The organism is Chryseobacterium daecheongense, from assembly GCA_027920525.1.
Classification (GTDB): domain Bacteria; phylum Bacteroidota; class Bacteroidia; order Flavobacteriales; family Weeksellaceae; genus Chryseobacterium; species Chryseobacterium proteolyticum.
Genome location: CP115858.1, coordinates 3,916,349 through 3,934,108, shown reverse-complemented (window position 1 = coordinate 3,934,108; position 17,760 = coordinate 3,916,349). Strand labels below are relative to the sequence as shown.

The 17,760-nt window shown below is 35.7% G+C and carries 14 protein-coding genes and 3 tRNA genes; 3 read left to right on the top strand and 14 right to left on the bottom strand.

Annotation, left to right across the window (positions count from 1 at the left end):
* Positions 1 to 22: 22 nt before the first annotated feature.
* The 6 genes from PFY10_17565 to PFY10_17540 form a co-directional block, all read right to left on the bottom strand.
* Positions 23 to 1,594, bottom strand: coding sequence for a GldM family protein (locus PFY10_17565; GenBank protein WBV56010.1), 1,572 nt, complete (start codon positions 1,592 to 1,594; stop codon positions 23 to 25).
* Between the two features lie 49 nt (positions 1,595 to 1,643).
* Entirely contained in the window at positions 1,644 to 2,339 is a 696-nt protein-coding gene (gene gldL, locus PFY10_17560; protein WBV56009.1) for a gliding motility protein GldL, read from the bottom strand.
* A 61-nt stretch (positions 2,340 to 2,400) separates the two neighbouring features.
* Positions 2,401 to 3,819 carry a gliding motility lipoprotein GldK gene (gldK, locus tag PFY10_17555; protein ID WBV56008.1) on the bottom strand — a complete coding sequence of 473 codons (1,419 nt, stop codon included), beginning with the start codon at positions 3,817 to 3,819 and terminating at the stop codon, positions 2,401 to 2,403.
* A 107-nt stretch (positions 3,820 to 3,926) separates the two neighbouring features.
* Positions 3,927 to 5,780, bottom strand: coding sequence for a glutamine--fructose-6-phosphate transaminase (isomerizing) (gene glmS / locus PFY10_17550; GenBank protein WBV56007.1), 1,854 nt, complete (start codon positions 5,778 to 5,780; stop codon positions 3,927 to 3,929).
* A gap of 30 nt (positions 5,781 to 5,810) precedes the next feature.
* Positions 5,811 to 7,385, bottom strand: coding sequence for a DUF4270 family protein (locus tag PFY10_17545; protein WBV56006.1), 1,575 nt, complete (start codon positions 7,383 to 7,385; stop codon positions 5,811 to 5,813).
* Positions 7,386 to 7,396: 11 nt separating this feature from the next.
* Positions 7,397 to 8,167, bottom strand: a complete 771-nt coding sequence (locus PFY10_17540) for a glycogen/starch synthase (protein WBV56005.1) — start codon at positions 8,165 to 8,167, stop codon at positions 7,397 to 7,399.
* A 170-nt stretch (positions 8,168 to 8,337) separates the two neighbouring features.
* Here PFY10_17540 and panC point away from each other — a divergent pair, with 170 nt between their 5' ends.
* Positions 8,338 to 9,186 (top strand): pantoate--beta-alanine ligase, encoded by an 849-nt coding sequence (gene panC / locus PFY10_17535; protein WBV56004.1) that lies wholly within the window; start codon positions 8,338 to 8,340, stop codon positions 9,184 to 9,186.
* A gap of 170 nt (positions 9,187 to 9,356) precedes the next feature.
* Here the strand turns inward: panC and PFY10_17530 are convergent.
* The 3 genes from PFY10_17530 to PFY10_17520 all read right to left on the bottom strand — a co-directional run bounded on the left by PFY10_17530 (position 9,357) and on the right by PFY10_17520 (position 9,684).
* Positions 9,357 to 9,429: transfer RNA gene (locus tag PFY10_17530), tRNA-Lys, on the bottom strand.
* 64 nt (positions 9,430 to 9,493) lie between these two features.
* Positions 9,494 to 9,576: transfer RNA gene (locus PFY10_17525), tRNA-Leu, on the bottom strand.
* A 35-nt stretch (positions 9,577 to 9,611) separates the two neighbouring features.
* Positions 9,612 to 9,684: transfer RNA gene (locus PFY10_17520), tRNA-Lys, on the bottom strand.
* 116 nt (positions 9,685 to 9,800) lie between these two features.
* On the opposite strand from PFY10_17520, the gene PFY10_17515 reads away from it, so the two are divergent.
* Positions 9,801 to 10,316, top strand: a complete 516-nt coding sequence (locus tag PFY10_17515) for an AAA family ATPase (protein ID WBV56003.1) — start codon at positions 9,801 to 9,803, stop codon at positions 10,314 to 10,316.
* Here the strand turns inward: PFY10_17515 and PFY10_17510 are convergent.
* Entirely contained in the window at positions 10,311 to 10,763 is a 453-nt protein-coding gene (locus tag PFY10_17510) for a S4 domain-containing protein (GenBank protein ID WBV56002.1), read from the bottom strand. The genes PFY10_17515 and PFY10_17510 overlap by 6 nt on opposite strands.
* A 54-nt stretch (positions 10,764 to 10,817) precedes the next feature.
* Between PFY10_17510 and PFY10_17505 the strand changes: the two genes are divergently transcribed.
* Complete coding sequence (locus PFY10_17505; protein WBV56001.1) at positions 10,818 to 11,567, top strand: hypothetical protein; 750 nt, start codon at positions 10,818 to 10,820, stop codon at positions 11,565 to 11,567.
* A 60-nt stretch (positions 11,568 to 11,627) separates the two neighbouring features.
* On the opposite strand, the gene PFY10_17500 is transcribed toward PFY10_17505, so the two are convergent.
* The 4 genes from PFY10_17500 to PFY10_17485 form a co-directional block, all read right to left on the bottom strand.
* Entirely contained in the window at positions 11,628 to 13,145 is a 1,518-nt protein-coding gene (locus tag PFY10_17500) for a glutamate synthase-related protein (protein ID WBV56000.1), read from the bottom strand.
* A 287-nt stretch (positions 13,146 to 13,432) separates the two neighbouring features.
* The gene (gene mtaB, locus PFY10_17495; protein WBV55999.1) at positions 13,433 to 14,779 is read right to left on the bottom strand and encodes a tRNA (N(6)-L-threonylcarbamoyladenosine(37)-C(2))-methylthiotransferase MtaB; all 1,347 of its coding nucleotides are present in this window, start codon (positions 14,777 to 14,779) and stop codon (positions 13,433 to 13,435) included.
* 68 nt (positions 14,780 to 14,847) lie between these two features.
* A complete protein-coding gene (locus PFY10_17490) occupies positions 14,848 to 15,438 on the bottom strand; it encodes a DUF1572 domain-containing protein (GenBank protein WBV55998.1) in 591 nt (196 codons plus the stop codon).
* Between the two features lie 70 nt (positions 15,439 to 15,508).
* Positions 15,509 to 17,608, bottom strand: a complete 2,100-nt coding sequence (locus tag PFY10_17485; protein WBV55997.1) for a gliding motility-associated C-terminal domain-containing protein — start codon at positions 17,606 to 17,608, stop codon at positions 15,509 to 15,511.
* Positions 17,609 to 17,760: the final 152 nt, after the last annotated feature.

Sequence of the window (17,760 nt, the reverse complement as noted above, 5' to 3'; positions counted from 1 at the left end):
ATATTATTTTAACTTATTAAAATTACTGAACATTGATTACAACAGGAGAGATATTCTTCAATGTTTGATTTCCTAATCCTGTAGCAGTCGCTTTAATATCAAAAACATACACTACATCACCCGCTCTTACATTTTTAACCAATCCGGCAGCCTCTTCAAGACTATTACCTTTGATCAGCAATGCTGCTCTACCAGGTACTTTCACCATAAATTGATTAACAGTGAATGAAACAGGGAAATCGAAATCTGGTATTGCTGCCTGTACCATCTGATTTGGAATCGAAGTAGCAGGAATATTCAATACTGTCTGACCTCTCATCTGACCTTGAGGAGCCGGAACATTCTTAATTCTGTATTCAAATACCTGAGATACCGTTTTACCATAAGGATCAGTTCCAGATAATGTTAATTTCACAGTATTACCCGTAGAAGGAATAATATTCCATTTTCCAGGACCATTACCTTTTACTACAGCACCAGGAGCAGATAATGATAATTTAGAATTGTCAGCACCCAGGATAGAACCAGATACCGGGTTTTCTAATCCTCTGTACAACACATTCATCTTATCCGGAGAAAGTAATAATCCTTTTTCAAGTTTTACTTCTCTTGGTCCTGCAATTACATTATATGTATGCGTCCAAGGGAAACTTTGAGGTTTACCGGAAGCATCTGTTAAAGTAATAGTACCGTTTAGTTTATGCTCTCCAATACCATTTCCTGAAATAGAAATTGTTCCTTTTCCATTTTCTACTTTATTTACTCCCGTAATGCTAATCTTATTGCTATTAGAATAAGTACCTAACATTACTTTTACTTCAGCCTGTTTTCCAGCCTGAATATCAACAGGTCCTGCAACAATTGGCTCATAGCTGCTGAATTTAATACTAGCATCTACTTTCTCTTGAAGTAATAAGGCCAATGCATCAGACTGTACGTTTCTCGCATCATTCTGGATAATTTCCAGGTTAGAAATTGCTGCAATTAAAGGCTGATGATAAAACTTATTCTGAAACCATGTTTTCTCGTTTGGAGATTTTCCTTTAGGGTATTCAGCAATTAAAGATTTATTGGCTCTTTCAATCAAATCATTTAACTGATTGTTTTTTCCGAAAGTTGCTACAATATAATTTCTTACTTCATCAATTTTGGACTTCAATTCCAATGCTCCTTTAGAAGGGCTATTTTCATCTCCGTCAGCAAAAAAATAATGCGTAGTTGCTTCGTTATTATTAAGAGCTGCAAAATTCTCACTTACATCCACTTTATCAGAGAATTCTGATTCAGTTTTTAATTTAGTTTTAATTGTTTCAGCACTTTCTACTAAGGCATTAATTTTAGCTTTTAAAACCTTATACTGTTCCCATGGAGTAGCATAAGTATCCGGCACTTGCTGTGCCTTTAATTCTAGAGTTTTTTCAAAAATTTTCTCATTCTTTCTTTCTGTTAAAGTTCTTGTTTCATTAAGAGCTTTAGTCGAATCATAATAAGATCTGATGATTTCCGCATCAATATTTAGGGCCATCATAGCGATGAACACCAAATACATTAGGTTGATCATCTTCTGACGTGGAGTCTGTTTTCCTTGTGCCATTCTTTTTCTTTGTTTGGATTAAAAATTAAATTTAGAAATGGTTTGGAAATTAAGACTTCATAGCAGTTAACATACCACCATAAACTCTGTTTAAATTATTTAAGTTTGATGTTAAACCTTGTAACTCCTGGTTGAATTTTTCTGAATGCTCAGCAGACTTCTGCATATCTGCCACATATTTATTGGCAAATTCAGATTGTCTTTTACCATTCTCCAACTGCATCGCGTATAAAGCGTTCATGCTTTCCATATGCTGAGCGGCAATGTTTAACTGATCATTATATTTGTGAGTAGAAGCAGAAACATCTACCGTCTGATTGATCTGATCCACTGAATTTGAAAATTTATCAATTCCTGTTCTTAATCTTTCAAACAATTGAACATCTAATTTAGCATCCTGTAACATTTTATCCAATTTTGTAGAAAGAGAGTTCTCTAATTCTGCAAATTGAGCAGCTGCATTATTTCTTGAAGAAACATTAGAATGTAAAGGGTTCGGGTTAGCATGTTTATCTAACAATTCAGGATAAACATTTTCCCAGGCATAAGACTCTTCTGATTTTGGAGGGTCGAAAGCGAAAATAATGAAGATGATTGCTTCAGTAATAAGTCCTACTGTAAGAGCAACGTTACCACTGATTGGTCCCAAGTTAATGTGAGTAATCTTAAGCCAAGCTCCAAGGATTACAATTGCAGCACCGAATGAATAAAAGAAATTCATCCAAGCATCTTTAGTCTTAAACATATAAGTTAGTTTTTTTTAATGATTAAAAATAAATTGTATTGAAAAATAATTATGTATCTGATTATCTGTTAACCCTTCTTGGCTTAACAGCAGCTTCAGGAATATCCTGTACAGTTCTGAATCCAATATAACTTCTTGCAGAATCTTTTCTTTCCCAATCTCTTGCACCAGTCATAAGCATTGCGCCTATATCTTTCCAAGAACCTCCTCTTACAGATTTCTTAGAATCTGATTTATCTTTAGTAGAAGGGTTTAGAGTTGAAGAAAATCCGTATGAAGAATTGTTGTAAGAAGATTCTGTCCATTCAGAAACGTTTCCAGCCATATCAAATAACCCAAATCCATTTTTCTTAAATTTCTTTACTGGAGCTGTATATGTATAAGTACCTTTTTTATCGTCTTCCATGTAATTACCACGCTTAGGCTTAAAGTTAGCCAGGTAGCATCCTCTGTCATCCATCAAATATGGACCTCCCCAAGGATAAGTAGCATTCTGCATACCTCCTCTTGCAGCATATTCCCATTCGATCTCTGTAGGTAAACGGAATTGTAATGGTCTCTGTTTTTTTCTTTTTAAGCTTTCATTGTAATCCGTTTTCAATTTAGATCTGAAATTACAATATGCTCTTGCCTGATCCCAGGTTACCCCAACAACAGGATAATCTTTATAAGCTTTATGCCAAAAATATTGTTCAAATAATGGCTCGTTATAGGCGAAGTGGAAATCTTTTACCCAAACAGTTGTGTCCGGATAGATTGCTATACTTTTGCTTTTAAGGTAGTTTACCCCTCTTTCATTGTCAGCAAGAGCAGCATCCATATCTCCCCACTGGTAATTATATTTTAATTTACTAACATCAAGGATTCTTTCATTACCAATTCTGGCAGAAGCTGGTAAATATAAAGACTCAAGAACTTCCGCATATTCTACATCAGGATATTTTGAAGTATTCCAATGCAATGGGATTTTCCAATCCAGTCTTTTACTTGCATCATATCCTCCATCTTCTCTTCCTCCTTGTCCTTCTAAATATTCCTGATACGGAGTTAGGTTTTCTTCTTTCTTAGCAAGGTATGCATAATCTCCGATGCTGGCACCTCTTCCTCCACCTTCACCACCTTCTCCGGCAGCTTCAGCAAGTAGAGTTCTGGCAATAGAGTCTCTTACGTAGTTAATGAATACTCTGTATTCTGCATTAGTAGTTTCTGCTTCATCCATAAAGAATGAGGACACAGTTACTGTTTTCAGTGCTGATTTCTCAGGAGTATGAGTGATATCCTGATCAGCTAAACCTGCGATAAAAGATCCTGCAGGAATTGCAACCATACCGTATGGTCTTTCAGCAACAAATGATTTAGTTTTTTCTCTTGGTATCAACTCTCCTTTTGTTCCTGGCTTCCCTACAGAAGAGCTACCACCACCTGAACAAGATACCGACGCTACCGACGCAGACAATAATAAAAGAAATATCCTTTTCATGTTAATTTTTATAATTAAGCCGTAAATATATAATTTTTTTAAGAAACTTTTAAGATTTTTTTTGAAATAACGCGAGAAATCTAAATTTATTTTATTTCCTAGTATTTTTATTCTACAGTTACCGACTTAGCAAGGTTTCTGGGCTGATCTACATTGGCTCCTCTATATACTGCAATATAGTAAGCAAGCAGCTGTAAAGGCACAGATGCAACTATTGGAGAGAAGCATTCTGAAGTTTCAGGAATTTCGATAACGTAGTCTGCCATTTCGCTTACCTGCTGATCCCCTTTATTAACAACAGCAATCACCTTTCCTTTTCTTGCTTTAATTTCCTGAACATTACTTACGATCTTATCATAGTGTCCTTTTTTAGGCGCAATAATAACGATTGGCATATTCTCATCGATCAAAGCAATAGGTCCGTGCTTCATCTCCGCTGCAGGATACCCTTCTGCATGGATATAAGAGATTTCTTTCAATTTAAGAGCTCCCTCTAAAGCCGCTGGATAATTATAGCCTCTACCTAAATACAAGAAGTTATGAACCCCTACGAAATCTTTAGCAATACTCTGAGTCAATTCATGTGTTGAACTCAAAACTTCTTCAATTTTCTTAGGAATTGCATCAAGCTCTGAAATGAGACTCATGAATTCAGCATTACCAAGGTTTCCATTATGCTTTCCTAGCTTGAATGCAATAAGTGTAAGGATCGTAAGCTGGGCAGTAAACGCCTTTGTAGAAGCTACTCCGATCTCTGGTCCGGCATGTGTATAAGAACCGGCATCCGTAATTCTTGCAATAGATGAATCCACTACATTACATATACCATATATAAATGCTCCTTTTTCTTTTGCCAGTTTTAAAGCCGCCATTGTATCGGCAGTTTCTCCCGATTGGGAAATCGCAATTACAACATCTTTATCTGTAATAATCGGGTTTCTGTATCTGAATTCTGATGCATATTCCACTTCAACAGGGATTCTTGCATATTCTTCTATAAGATATTCACCAATTAAACCTGCATGCCATGAAGTACCACAAGCTATGATGATAATTCTGTTGGCATTTTTGAATTTCTCAACATGATCCCAGATTCCCGCCATCTTGATGATTCCTTCATCCACAAGTAATCTACCTCTCATTGTATCGTGGATCGATTTCGGTTGCTCAAAAATCTCTTTAAGCATGAAGTGTTCATATCCACCTTTCTCGATCTGCTCCAGGCTTAATTTCAACTGCTGGATTTCCGGCTCTATTCTTGAGTTTTCATTGATTGTTCTGATATCCACTCCTCCTTCCAAAGAAATTGTAGCCATATGTCCTTCTTCAAGATAGATTGCTTCTTTTGTAAACTCTACAAAAGGCGAGGCATCAGATGCAATAAAATATTCTTTATCTCCAATACCAATTGCTAAAGGAGAACCTAATCTTCCTACTACCAAGACGCCAGGATAATCCTCGTGCATTACAGTAATAGCATAAGCTCCGTATACCTCATTAAGTGCATATCTTACCGCAGTTGGAAAATCTGTTGCTACATTTATATCCATAAAATACTGGATAAGATTCACTAAAACTTCAGTATCTGTTTCAGACTTGAAAGTAAATCCTTTATCAGCAAGCATTTTTTTAATGGTATCATAGTTTTCAATGATTCCATTATGAATGATTGCAATTTTATTATTATTAGATAAATGCGGGTGAGAGTTTCTATCACTTGGAACCCCATGAGTTGCCCAACGTGTGTGTCCCATCCCAATTTTCGCAGTACCTTTTAATTGAGCTGAAATATTAACAAGATCGTCTACCTTTCCTTTTGTTTTTTCAACTTCAAATGAATTGTTTGCATTTTCCAAAACAATTCCCGCACTGTCGTATCCCCTGTATTCTAGTCTTCTAAGACCATTAATAACTACATCATAGGCATCCTGAAAGCCTGTATATCCAACTATTCCGCACATAATTTATTTTATTTGGTGTATGTTTTAAGTTTATTTTGTCGCGTAAGTAACTTTTAACCTCGCTCTTTGAGCATTTGTCTTATCAGATCCTACAAAAACGGCTCTTTCCCTAGCATAAGATCTTGATGTAAATCTAGCTCCTGCTAACCCTGTATTATCTGAATTGGATAAGAACGCTCCAATATCAATTCTATAATATTTATAGGTATTGTTTGATGCATAATTATCTACTTTTCCTTCTACTAAATCTTTTACTGATTTCGTAACAATAAAATCATAATAACCAGGATCAGGATTCTTATCTAAATCAAAGGTTTTATAAATTGTATAATTAGGAGAGCCTGCAAGAGTTAGTACATCACTAGTAAAACCAGTAGTTGTAATTAAAGGTTTATCCTTATTTCTATCTTTCTGCAAAAAGGTTAATGCAGTCGGTTTTTTATAGCTGTTATTCCATGTTGCCTTGTCCGTATATATTCTGATTTTAGCACTTATAATAGCAGCTTTATTTTGTTGATATAAAGTTTTAAGACTATCAACAGTCTCTTTTGGAATCTTAATTCCAATAGATGGGCCACCCATTCCCTGTGCATACAATTTTTTATCTCCAGTCACTCTATTTCCTATCACTCCTGTAGATGCTCCAGAACCCGTTCTATCATACTCATATTGTCCAATATGAGAATTACCCGCTCCTAAAGCAAATGCATATGTTGATTGTGGTCGGGTATTAGTTCCATTTTCTACTTTATCATTTTTATAATACATGATCAGCTCCATATCATTGGGAGAAAACTGGAATAAATATCCGTCATTTTCCTGAACTGAAATCCTAAGTCCTTTAAAATGTCTGATAAAGTTGGAAGCATCAGCGAGTTCAGGCTTACCCTTCTTATCAATAATTTTTTCCTGGAACAGATCTTTGTTCAATGAAATTCTTATACCTGGTGTTGTAGTAGTAAATAATGAACTATTATCAGAATCTTTAGTTATAGCGACTGTATTAATTGTCCCTTTAAATTCTTTTGTTCCTAATACAGTTGCATTGTAAGCAAAATTAGCATTTGATTTAACACTGTCAGTCGCTGCTCCTAGGAAATCGGTAACTTCATTTACATTGATATGAAATGTTGCTTTAGCTTTACCATATTTATTAATAGGATATGTTTTTACTTCTTTTTTCGCAGGTACATTACCATCCGGATAGACATAATTTTCGTCTGTAGTTGTTGTAAGCGAATCTGATGCATAAGTTGGTTTAATAACCAAAACCACTGAATCTACCTTAGCGTTAGTTCCAAAATCTGGATTATAAGTAGATAATCTTAACTGTGTAACATAAGATGCTTTCTGCATTCCAAATTGCCCTTCTTGAAAAGCACCTAGAACAGCTGACCCTAATTGAGTAGCATCACTTTTGATTGTATCTTTATTATCAATATTGAAAGCAATTACTTCATAAGCCTTTTCATTTCCCTGAGCTGCCCCATCTAAAAATAATTGTTCTCCCAAAGAATCCGGATCCGGTTCACAATTATAAAGTAACACACTGCCGAAAATTGCCAGAGAAAGTATGGCAAAAGTTCTTTTAATAGTACGAGTCATTAAATGTCTTTTTAATAAAGTTTGTTTATGGAATCTACATCAAGATATTCCGATTTGGTTGTAGATGTTTCATTGAATGCCTTATCCAGGTCTCCATCCAGGAATTCATCTCCTTTTACAACCCCGTCTACATAATTCATGCTTTCAATGACAAAACTTTGAAAGCTTGGTTTATCTAACGCTTTTAGTCCCGAAATATTATCGAATTCTAGTTTTTCTCCGATTTTATCGTTAAGAGGTGCATCTTTTTCATTATATAATGAAAGCACAATCTTAGCGTCTTTAAAATACGTATCGGATTTGTAGTAAGTTTTAAGATAAATAGGAACAAAAGAAGCCATCCAACCATTCAAATGAATGATATCGGGAACCCAGTTCAGCTTTTTAATAGTCTCAATTACTCCTCTTGCAAAAAATATTGCTCTTTCATCATTGTCTTCAAAAGGACTACCGTCATCTTCATAGTAATATTGTTTTCTTTTGAAGTATTCTTCATTATCTATAAAATAGACCTGAAGTCTTTCCCCCGGAAGAGATGCCACTTTAATGATTAGAGGTTGGTCCAGGTCATTAATGATAATGTTCATTCCTGAGAGACGGATAACTTCATGGAGTTGGAATTTCCTTTCACTTATTTGTCCAAATCTTGGCATAAAAACTCTTACATCATTGCCTTCATTGTGCATTTTAAGCGCCATTTTGTTTACCACAGTAGCCATGTTTGTATCTTCCTGATATGGATACATTTCTGTAGTAATGTACAGTATTTTTTGATTCGGCATAAATTTCTATCTAATTTTTTGTAAAAATGCTTTAATGTGCAAAATTACAAAAAAACATCCAACATTATTTTAATTAACATTTTTTTACGAAAATTACCTTTTTCAAATTATCAAAAACGCAGTTTATTATCTGATATTTTAGTATTTTTGAATTGCTATTAAAATTAATTATGGAAGTTTTAAAAAATAAAAAAACACTTCAGGATTTCATTGAAAGACAGAAAGAAATGGGAAAAAGAATAGGATTTGCACCTACAATGGGAGCTCTTCACAATGGGCATCTTTCTCTTTATGATGTAGCAAGGAATGAAAATGATCTTGTGATTTCTTCAATTTTTGTTAATCCTACTCAATTCAATAACCCTGATGATCTTGCAAAATATCCACGGGATGTGAACCGTGATATACTTATTTTAGAAAATTCCGGATTAGTTGACGCCGTTTATATTCCTGAAATTACAGATATCTACCCTGAAAAAGCTGAAAGTCATCATTATGATTTTGACGGCCTGGAAAATGAAATGGAAGGAAAGTCCAGACCTGGCCATTTTGATGGTGTAGGAACGGTAGTAGAAGAACTTTTCAGGCAAATACAACCTGACAATGCTTATTTTGGAGAAAAAGATTTCCAGCAGCTTGCTATTATTAAAAAATTGGTTGAGAAAAAGCATCTTCCTATAAAAATTACAGGTGTTCCTATTTATAGGGCAGATAACGGGCTCGCTTTAAGTTCAAGAAACCAAAGACTGCATGAAGATCGCAGGGAAGCTTCAAAAATTATTTATGAAACATTAAAAAAGGTCAATGATTGGTTCAGAGTAATCACCGTTCCTGAAATTAAAGAAAGAGTTGTTGATATTTTCGATCATCAGCACGGTATGAAGCTTGAGTACTTTATGATCGCAGATGAAAACTCATTAAAAGAAACAGACTTCTTTTATAAAGATAAATCCTATAGAGCTTTTATCGTTGTTGTAGTAGACGGTGTAAGACTAATTGACAATATGCATCTGGATTAACACAATCTCCTGATAATTTCGCAATACAAAAATGTAAACTTTGATTCCTTAATCGAAGTTTTTTTTGTTCACCTGCTCATATACAAAAATCAAAGGCCTCCTGAAGGAAGCCTTTGAACACCAAATCACAAAATATTAATATGAAAAAAATTTACTTTTCAGTAAACTTGTGACCCGGCTGGGATTCGAACCCAGGACCCATACATTAAAAGTGTATTGCTCTACCAGCTGAGCTACCGAGTCGGTCGTAATTCTAATTTACAAATTTTAAATCAATATGCAACTTAAAATTTACTTTTCTTTGCAGTGCCTGCGACTGGACTCGAACCAGCACATCCTTAGGAAACCACCCCCTCAAGATGGCGTGTCTACCAATTTCACCACGCAGGCAAAAAAATTACAAAATTTAGTAATATTTTTGCTAGTGACCCGGCTGGGATTCGAACCCAGGACCCATACATTAAAAGTGTATTGCTCTACCAGCTGAGCTACCGAGTCGGCCACTTATTTTAAACAACTTTCATTTAAGTAATGTCCCTTGTTTTAAGTGGTGCAAAGATATAACTTTTTTTAATTTCTCAAAACTTTTTCGCAAATTTGTTTAAAAATATTTCATGATAATTTCACTAGTCGGATACATGGGTTGTGGCAAATCACACATTTCCAAAATTTTAAGCGAAAAAATAAATTTTAAATTAATTGACCTCGATAAAGAGATTTCCAGACGAAATAAATTAACTATTCCGGAAATCTTCGAAAAAAAGGGTGAAATCTACTTTAGAAAGCTGGAAAGAGAAACTTTGGAAGAAATACTCGCTACCGAAGAAAATCTTATTTTAAGTCTCGGCGGTGGAACTCCCGTTTATTACAATAATATGGAGATCATTAATAATAACTCTAAGAGCATTTTTCTGAAAGCTTCCGTTAGTACTTTAGCAGAAAGGCTTTCAAAACAGAAAGAAAAAAGACCATTAATCGCTAATATTTCTGATGAAAACCTTCCTGAGTTTATTGCTAAGCATTTATTTGAAAGAAATGAATTCTATAGCAAGGCTATGATTAGTGTGACTACAGACTCCAGAGAACCTGAAGCTATCGTTGATGAAATTATCGAGAAACTCTATTTATGATTTCTCTTCAACCTCATCTTCAATTCCGTCGTCTTCACTTTCACCGAAAAAGTCGTCCCAATCCGTAAAATCTGATGCAATATCATTTTCCACATATCCATCCATGTCCCGTCTGTCCTTTTTAGTTGGTCTGCCTTCTCCTCTGCTTCTGTAATAGTCCTGGGTCATTTTACGCATTTTAAGCAATTCGTATTGCTCTTTGTCTGTTACATCTTTGATATGAAGAGATACCAGTTTAGCTCCTATCCTGCTTTTCGGGATCTGGATTACTTTAATCTTATAATCAATCTGATTTTTACGGATTTTTATTACATCTCCTTCTTTTACCTCTTTTGAAGACTTTACAACAGTATCTCCAATGGAAACTCTGTTCTTCTTAATCTCCTCAGTTGCAACAGTTCTCGTTTTATAAAAACGAATGCTCCATAAAAATTTATCTATTCTCATAATTTTTTATACTTTTGCCGTTATATTATTTGTAAAGTAATTAAAGTTTTTGAAATGAAAAAAATATTTTTATATATCCTTGCAGGATCTCTTTGTTTTTCTGCTTGTAAAAAAGATGATGAGGCACAAACATTTGTTGAGCCCGATGATGTAGCAGTAAGAAATACCTATGATGATCAGGCTATCCAAAAGTTTCTGAACGACAACTATCTTGATACCCAAGGAAATATAAAAGCTTTCAGTGCTACTGATACCATTGATGACCATGAGAAGAAGTTAGCTGAATTAAATCCTGTAAAACTTTCTTCAGGAGTTGTGTACATCGTAAGAGCAGGTGCACAGCCTTCTCCGTCAAAAACAATAGGCGCTACCGATGTTCTTAGAATGATGGTAAGAGCAAATTATTACCTGGCGACCAATACAGACGGAACCGTAGCGCTTACAGCATCTTCAGTTTCCCCTTACCTTGTCAATACAGTAAATGGAACCGGATCTCCCCTTTCGGATCCTATGTGGTATTATGTAAAGAAACAAGTATTAACAGATGCTACAACAGATGTTGCAAAACAAAGAAAATACTATGAAATAGAAGGATTCCAGGAAGGGTTGAAGTTTTTCAAAGCAGCATCACCTGCTTTAACAGATGGGGCTCCTTATAACCTGCAGGGAGTAATTATTGTTCCTTCCAGAGCTGCTTTTGGAAGAGAGGCCCATTATAACTATACGGGATATTCTCTTCAAAACAGAACATTTGTATTTAATTTCCAGGTGTATGGAACATCAGATAGACCTGCAAATGAATAAGTAAAAGTAAAACATCCAATAAAAAAGCGCTTCAGAATAACTGAAGCGCTTTTTATTTATCTACATTCTTGTTTTCTGTCTTACATTTCCTAAAATATCCGGAAAATAAAGATCCGCAAGATGATCGAATTCATCTCCCCTCATAAACATAGATGCATCTACTTCTTCATAAGAACTACGTCCTGCTGCAGCAATCAACTCATTACATGTATGAAGGGTATTTTTATGGAAATGGTACACCCTTTCACTTTTATCTGTAACATCCAGTCCCTTGATCAGCATCTTATCCTGCGTAGCAACACCTGTAGGGCAATTGTTTGTATTACATCTGAGCGCCTGTATACATCCCAGTGAGAACATAAATCCTCTGGCATTATTACACATGTCAGCTCCCATGGCTACCGCTCTTAAAATATCAAGACTTGTCAGTACTTTACCACTGGCAATGACCCTTAGCTTTTTTCTAACATTATAATTGTTAAGTGTTTTATTTACAAAAATCAACGCCGGTTCCAAAGGCATTCCTACACCATCTGAAAATTCCGGTGGTGCTGCACCCGTACCTCCTTCGGCTCCATCTATCGTAATAAAGTCCGGGTATATTTTTAAAACATTCATCTGAACACAGATGTCTTCAAATTCTTTTGTATCTCCTATACAAAGCTTAAATCCTACAGGCTTTCCTCCGGAAAGTTCTCTTAGTTGCTGTACAAATCTCAATAAACCTGCTGCATTGGAAAAAGCAGAGTGCGATGGTGGCGAAATCACGGTTACTCCAGGTGTTACGTGACGAATCTTTGCAATTTCAGGTGTATTTTTTACTCCCGGCAAAACTCCCCCATGTCCCGGCTTTGCCCCCTGAGATAATTTAATCTCAATCATTTTCACATTAGGCAATGTAGAATACTTTATAAAGAGATCCGGATTAAACTTTCCTTCTTCATCCCGGCATCCAAAATATCCTGTCCCTATTTGCCAGCATAAATCACCTCCTTCCAGGTGATGTGGGGAAATACCTCCTTCCCCTGTATTATGATAAAAATTACCTTTTTTCGCACCCCTGTTCAGTGAAATCTGTGCCCTGTCACTTAATGCTCCAAAACTCATCGCTGAAATATTAAATAACGACGCATGGTAAGGTTGTGTACACTGTTCCCCTCCTACCCATACTCTTGGTAATTCTTCGGATGGCGATTTAGCATATATAGAATGCTTAATCCCTTCATATTTTCTGTGATTAACCTCCAGTTGTGTTCCGAATGCCACGGTGTCGCTAAGGTTTTTTGCACGCCGGTAAACAGCTGAACGCTGATTTCTGGGAAAAGGCTTCCCATCTGTTTCCCTCTCAATAAAATATTGTTGCATCTCAGGAGAAATGCTTTCAAAAAAGTATCTGAAATATCCTAAAACAGGAAAGTTTCTTAAAATTGCATGCTTTGATTGTGTAACATTATAAACTCCAACAGCATAAATAATAGTAAGTAAAATAGGAATCCACCAATCCGCTTTTATCAAGAAAGCGATAGCCCAGGCTACAACTAAAATTATAGCGCCCCAAAGCAAAAATTTATCTCTCATATCGTTTTTGAATTTTATCAAAGTTAAAAAAATACAGAATACTTTCCCGCATTCAGCTCCATTAAAAACGGTTCAATTTATTGTATTTTTTGTTTTTTTCAGTTTTCAACAGAAGCATGAAATTTATATCTTAAGACAAATCAGCAAAATCGTGCCGTCCTATGCACTTTCGGAATCTATAAGGTAAGAAAATCTCTCTGAATTTGGGTAATGGCAATTTGCTTTCTATTTTCATCAATAATGATGAAAAGTCTGTAATAATATGAATAAGAAAGGAGATAAAAAGGCTATACCTTTTCTAAAAAGCTCTCAAAAGAATTAAGTACTGAAACCGTACCGTCAGCTTCTATTTTTTCAAGTTTTAAAAATTCAATCTGGTTAATCGATGCCTGGTCAAAATCTTTTTGGACTCTTACGTAGTTTTCAGTGAAACCATACATCTTGCCATCTTTATTTTCATGCTCCCAAAGGACCGGAAGTGTTTTTCCTAGCTGAGTTTGATAAAATGACATTTTTTTCTTTTCCGAAAGGATCCGCAACATTTTGTTGCGTTTTTTTCTTTCAGGGATGGGAACAACCCCTTCCATATCTGCTGCTTCGGTATTTTCTCTTTCAGAATAAGTGAAAACATGAAGATAACTGATGGGAAGATCATTAAGGAAGTTATAGGTTTCCATGAACTTTTCTTCAGTTTCTCCAGGAAATCCAACAATCACATCAACACCAATAGCCGCATGAGGCATAACTTCACGAATTTTATTCACCCTATCCCGGTAAAGCTTTGTTAAATAACGTCGCTTCATTTTTTTCAACAGATCATCGCATCCGGATTGTAAAGGAATATGAAAATGAGGAACAAAGCTCCTGCTTCTGGAAACCAGTTCAATGCTCTCATCCTTCAGAAGATTAGGTTCAATAGACGAAATACGTATTCTCTCGATCCCATCTACCTGATCAAGCTCAGAAATCAGATCCAGAAAAGTATGCTCATGTCTTTTATTCCCGAATTCACCTTTTCCATAATCTCCAATATTCACTCCGGTAAGGACAATTTCTTTGATATCTTTTGCTGCAATTTCTTTAGCATTATTAAGAACACTATCGATCGTATCTGATCTTGAAATCCCTCTTGCTAAAGGAATGGTACAATAGGTACATTTATAATCGCAACCGTCCTGAACTTTCAAAAAGGCTCTTGTTCTGTCACCGATTGAGTAGCTTCCTATAAAAAAGTCGGTTTCTTCAATCTCACAGGAATGAACAATTCCCTCACTTTCAGATTTTTCTAAATCGTCAAGATAACTCAGGATATTGAACTTTTCTTTGGCTCCTAATACCAAATCAACTCCATTAATCTGTGAAATTTCTTCAGGCTTGAGCTGAGCATAGCAACCAACAATAACAACCAGTCCTTCTGGATTCGCTTTCATTGCTCTTTTTACATGAAGTTTACACTCACGATCTGCATTTTCAGTAACGGAACAGGTATTGATCACATAAACATCAGCCTTATCATCAAAACCTACCTTATCATATCCGGCATCTGTTAATTGACGAGCAATAGTAGATGTTTCCGCAAAATTTAATTTGCAGCCTAGGGTATGAAATGCGGCGGTTTTATGAAAATTTGACATTTTTATCAGTCCTGAATTTTATGAGTGCAAAGATAGTAATTTAAATAAAGACTCTAAATTGATTCGGTCTATTGTTTGTAATCGTCTCTGACTTCCGGATTATTTTCAAAACAAACAGGTGAGGAATTACCTTTAAATTCAGTATCATTCCATTTATTTTTCATTTCCATGTTGAACTCCTGAGATTTATTTCTTGGAATCGAAAGCGTTTTCCAATCATCATTTTTTATCATTTTAGCAATATAAACGATCTGCCCGATATGATAGGGATAATGGGCCAGCTGACGAAAAACAGCATCTAAAACCGTGTGCCCTTCTCCTCTAATATAAATCGTAGCATACAGGTTTTCATCAGTGATCTGATCTAATGCATTCAATAAACAACTCCAGCCTTTTTCCCAGAAATTGATAACCTCCTCCTTTGTTTTGAATGTATTGACAAATTCTTCATCGCGGTTTCTATATTCCTTTTCCCCATCTTCTGTTAAAAAATTCGTCCATCGTGAAATCATATTTCCTGCAACATGCTTTACAATTACTGCAATAGAATTGCTCTCGTTATTAAACTGCCAGAATAGCTGCTCTTCTGACAGTTGTTCAAAAACCCTGTCTCCAAGAGATTTATAATAACTGAATCGTTTGATAAATAATTCTTTCATTCATTAAATTTAAAAATATTGAAAGAAAAAACCATCTTTTTAGGATGGTTTTTTTTATGATTATCAAATATTAATCCCTGTTTTTCACCAGTATCCAGCTTGAGAATTTAACCGGTGTATTTTTCTTATCATTTTCGTTCCAGGTCACAGAGTACCAATACGTTCCTGTCGGAACCTTTTTACTGCCATTAGTAGTACCATCCCATTTATATCCATTTGTTTTGTCGGCCTGGTGAACCTTATTACCATACCTGTCGAAGATACTCAATATTAAATTTTGTTTGTTAGCCAGCGCTGAATAATCAATTACATCATTAATTCCATCATTATTCGGTGTAATTACATTGATCAGGTTCGGTACCAACACTGTAATATCAATTGGATCACAGTCATAAGAATCCTTTACATAAACCTGGCTATCTCCTCTCGGTACATTGCTAAATACATTAGAAGTCTGCCAGTTGATATTATCTAATGAATATTGATAAGGAGGTGTTCCTCCGTTAACCGCAACTGTAATAGTGTTAGTCGAAATATCAATATTGGATATTACAGGCTGCTCACTTGCATACACTTTTACCTCCTGAGTTGTGATGCATTCTCCAGTTTTTAGTTTTACCCAATAAGTCCCTACGCTTACATTTGTGATCGCCTGGGTTGTAGCTCCTGTACTCCAGAGGTATGAATCGAAACCGGGACCGGCATCCAATGTCGTAGTATCCTCCATACAGATGGTTTTATCAGTAAGGACTGCCGATTTTACCGGCGGCAGCACAGCTAGAGTAACTTTCGCGACGGCAAAACAATTATTTGAATTGAATACTTTTATGTATGCCACACCATTAGAAGCGATGTACGCAGACGGTGTTGCGATTTCATTTGTTCCATTCACCGCGTCAGTAAGTGAAGGATAATATTTCTTGGTTACGGGTGCCTGTGTAGTAACCGATGCGGCGGTAAGATTAAAAGACGCTGTAGAGGAGGCACCTTCAATGAAACATGATCTCAAAATAGCATCATTTACAACCACCACAGGATAAAACTTAAGATAAATCATTCCTGTTCCAATACATCCCAGCTGGGAAATTATTTTTACATATACTGTTGCTTCGGCAGATACATATGCAGAAGGATTCAGAATTTCATTAGTACCTGCATTAAGATCGTTTAAAGACGGATAATATTTTTTAACTGCTGTAGGATCACCAAAAACAGCAGCGGTTGTAAGATCAAATGTTGCCGTACCCGCATTATTATTGTTACAGGCAAATAAAGAAACGTTATTCCCTGTTATATTTCCCAGCTTAAATTTAAAGGCACCCACCTGCCTGCATGAATTGATTGGATTGTTGGGATTTGCAGGATCCTGATAATGTATACTGAAATAATAAGTTGTTGTTGTATTAACGGTAATAGGAGTTAAAATCGGGCTTGCACCGGAAAGGGCATCATTTTGTGAAGTATGGTACGTTATCTGGAAATTAGGGTTCGCATTAAGAATGCCTGCCGTCAAAGTACTGAAATCAAAAACAGCCGGACTATTACATATAATAACTTCGCGTGGGTCAGCAGGATTAGCCGCAGGAACCCCCGGTGGGACAAATGGATGTGGCTGTATCGCAGGATCAGTGAAAGGAGACGCCAAAGCAGCAGTACCTCCCCATGTCAAAGAAAACGGAGCCATTGTAGTACTGGCAGCACCCACCCAGTTATCTATATATAAATAATAAGTCTGACCTGGCAAAACATCTAAATATTTACAATAAGGAGTCAGTGATCCTCCGGGAGCGTCTACAATCGTACTTGTCATATTTAATCCTGTAGACGGACCTACACCAATCACAGTTGCAGCATTACAGCGTATAGGAGATCCTAAACTTCCGCAAGCTACATTAGGACCATAAATAGCCCAATCATAATCCGCATCCGGATCATTGGGCACCAAATCAAAAGTAAGCGTTCCGCCAGTGGCAATAGTAAGTTTATACCAAATTGAATTGTGCTCGCCTGTTATTAAGCACCCTCCTAAATTTTCATTTACAGCTCCAATTCCTGTGGGAGAATATGTAATGCTTGAATTTCCACAAACCGATAATGCAGATGAACAATCTGCCTGGGAAAAGAGGATTTGTGAGATCAATAAAAAAATAATAAGTAAATTTTTCCTCATGAATACATGCTTTTGTTAGAAATTAATCAATAATTAAATCAATACACAACACATATATCAAATATACTTATTATTTCATTAAAATTCATAAAATAGCAAAAATCATTAACAATACATATTAAAAATATGTAATTATTAAACAAAAACACATC

Bases quoted from the DNA above. Each gene is read 5' to 3' on its own strand.
- PFY10_17490 (WBV55998.1), bottom strand. From the start codon at position 15,438: ATGAAAGAATTATTTATCAAACGATTCAGTTATTATAAATCTCTTGGA.
- PFY10_17510 (WBV56002.1), bottom strand. From the start codon at position 10,763: ATGAGAATAGATAAATTTTTATGGAGCATTCGTTTTTATAAAACGAGA.
- panC (WBV56004.1), top strand. From the start codon at position 8,338: ATGGAAGTTTTAAAAAATAAAAAAACACTTCAGGATTTCATTGAAAGA.
- PFY10_17485 (WBV55997.1), bottom strand. From the start codon at position 17,608: ATGAGGAAAAATTTACTTATTATTTTTTTATTGATCTCACAAATCCTC.
- gldL (WBV56009.1), bottom strand. From the start codon at position 2,339: ATGTTTAAGACTAAAGATGCTTGGATGAATTTCTTTTATTCATTCGGT.
- PFY10_17505 (WBV56001.1), top strand. From the start codon at position 10,818: ATGAAAAAAATATTTTTATATATCCTTGCAGGATCTCTTTGTTTTTCT.
- PFY10_17500 (WBV56000.1), bottom strand. From the start codon at position 13,145: ATGAGAGATAAATTTTTGCTTTGGGGCGCTATAATTTTAGTTGTAGCC.
- PFY10_17515 (WBV56003.1), top strand. From the start codon at position 9,801: ATGATAATTTCACTAGTCGGATACATGGGTTGTGGCAAATCACACATT.
- PFY10_17545 (WBV56006.1), bottom strand. From the start codon at position 7,385: ATGACTCGTACTATTAAAAGAACTTTTGCCATACTTTCTCTGGCAATT.
- PFY10_17540 (WBV56005.1), bottom strand. From the start codon at position 8,167: ATGCCGAATCAAAAAATACTGTACATTACTACAGAAATGTATCCATAT.
- glmS (WBV56007.1), bottom strand. From the start codon at position 5,780: ATGTGCGGAATAGTTGGATATACAGGCTTTCAGGATGCCTATGATGTA.
- gldK (WBV56008.1), bottom strand. From the start codon at position 3,819: ATGAAAAGGATATTTCTTTTATTATTGTCTGCGTCGGTAGCGTCGGTA.
- PFY10_17565 (WBV56010.1), bottom strand. From the start codon at position 1,594: ATGGCACAAGGAAAACAGACTCCACGTCAGAAGATGATCAACCTAATG.
- mtaB (WBV55999.1), bottom strand. From the start codon at position 14,779: ATGTCAAATTTTCATAAAACCGCCGCATTTCATACCCTAGGCTGCAAA.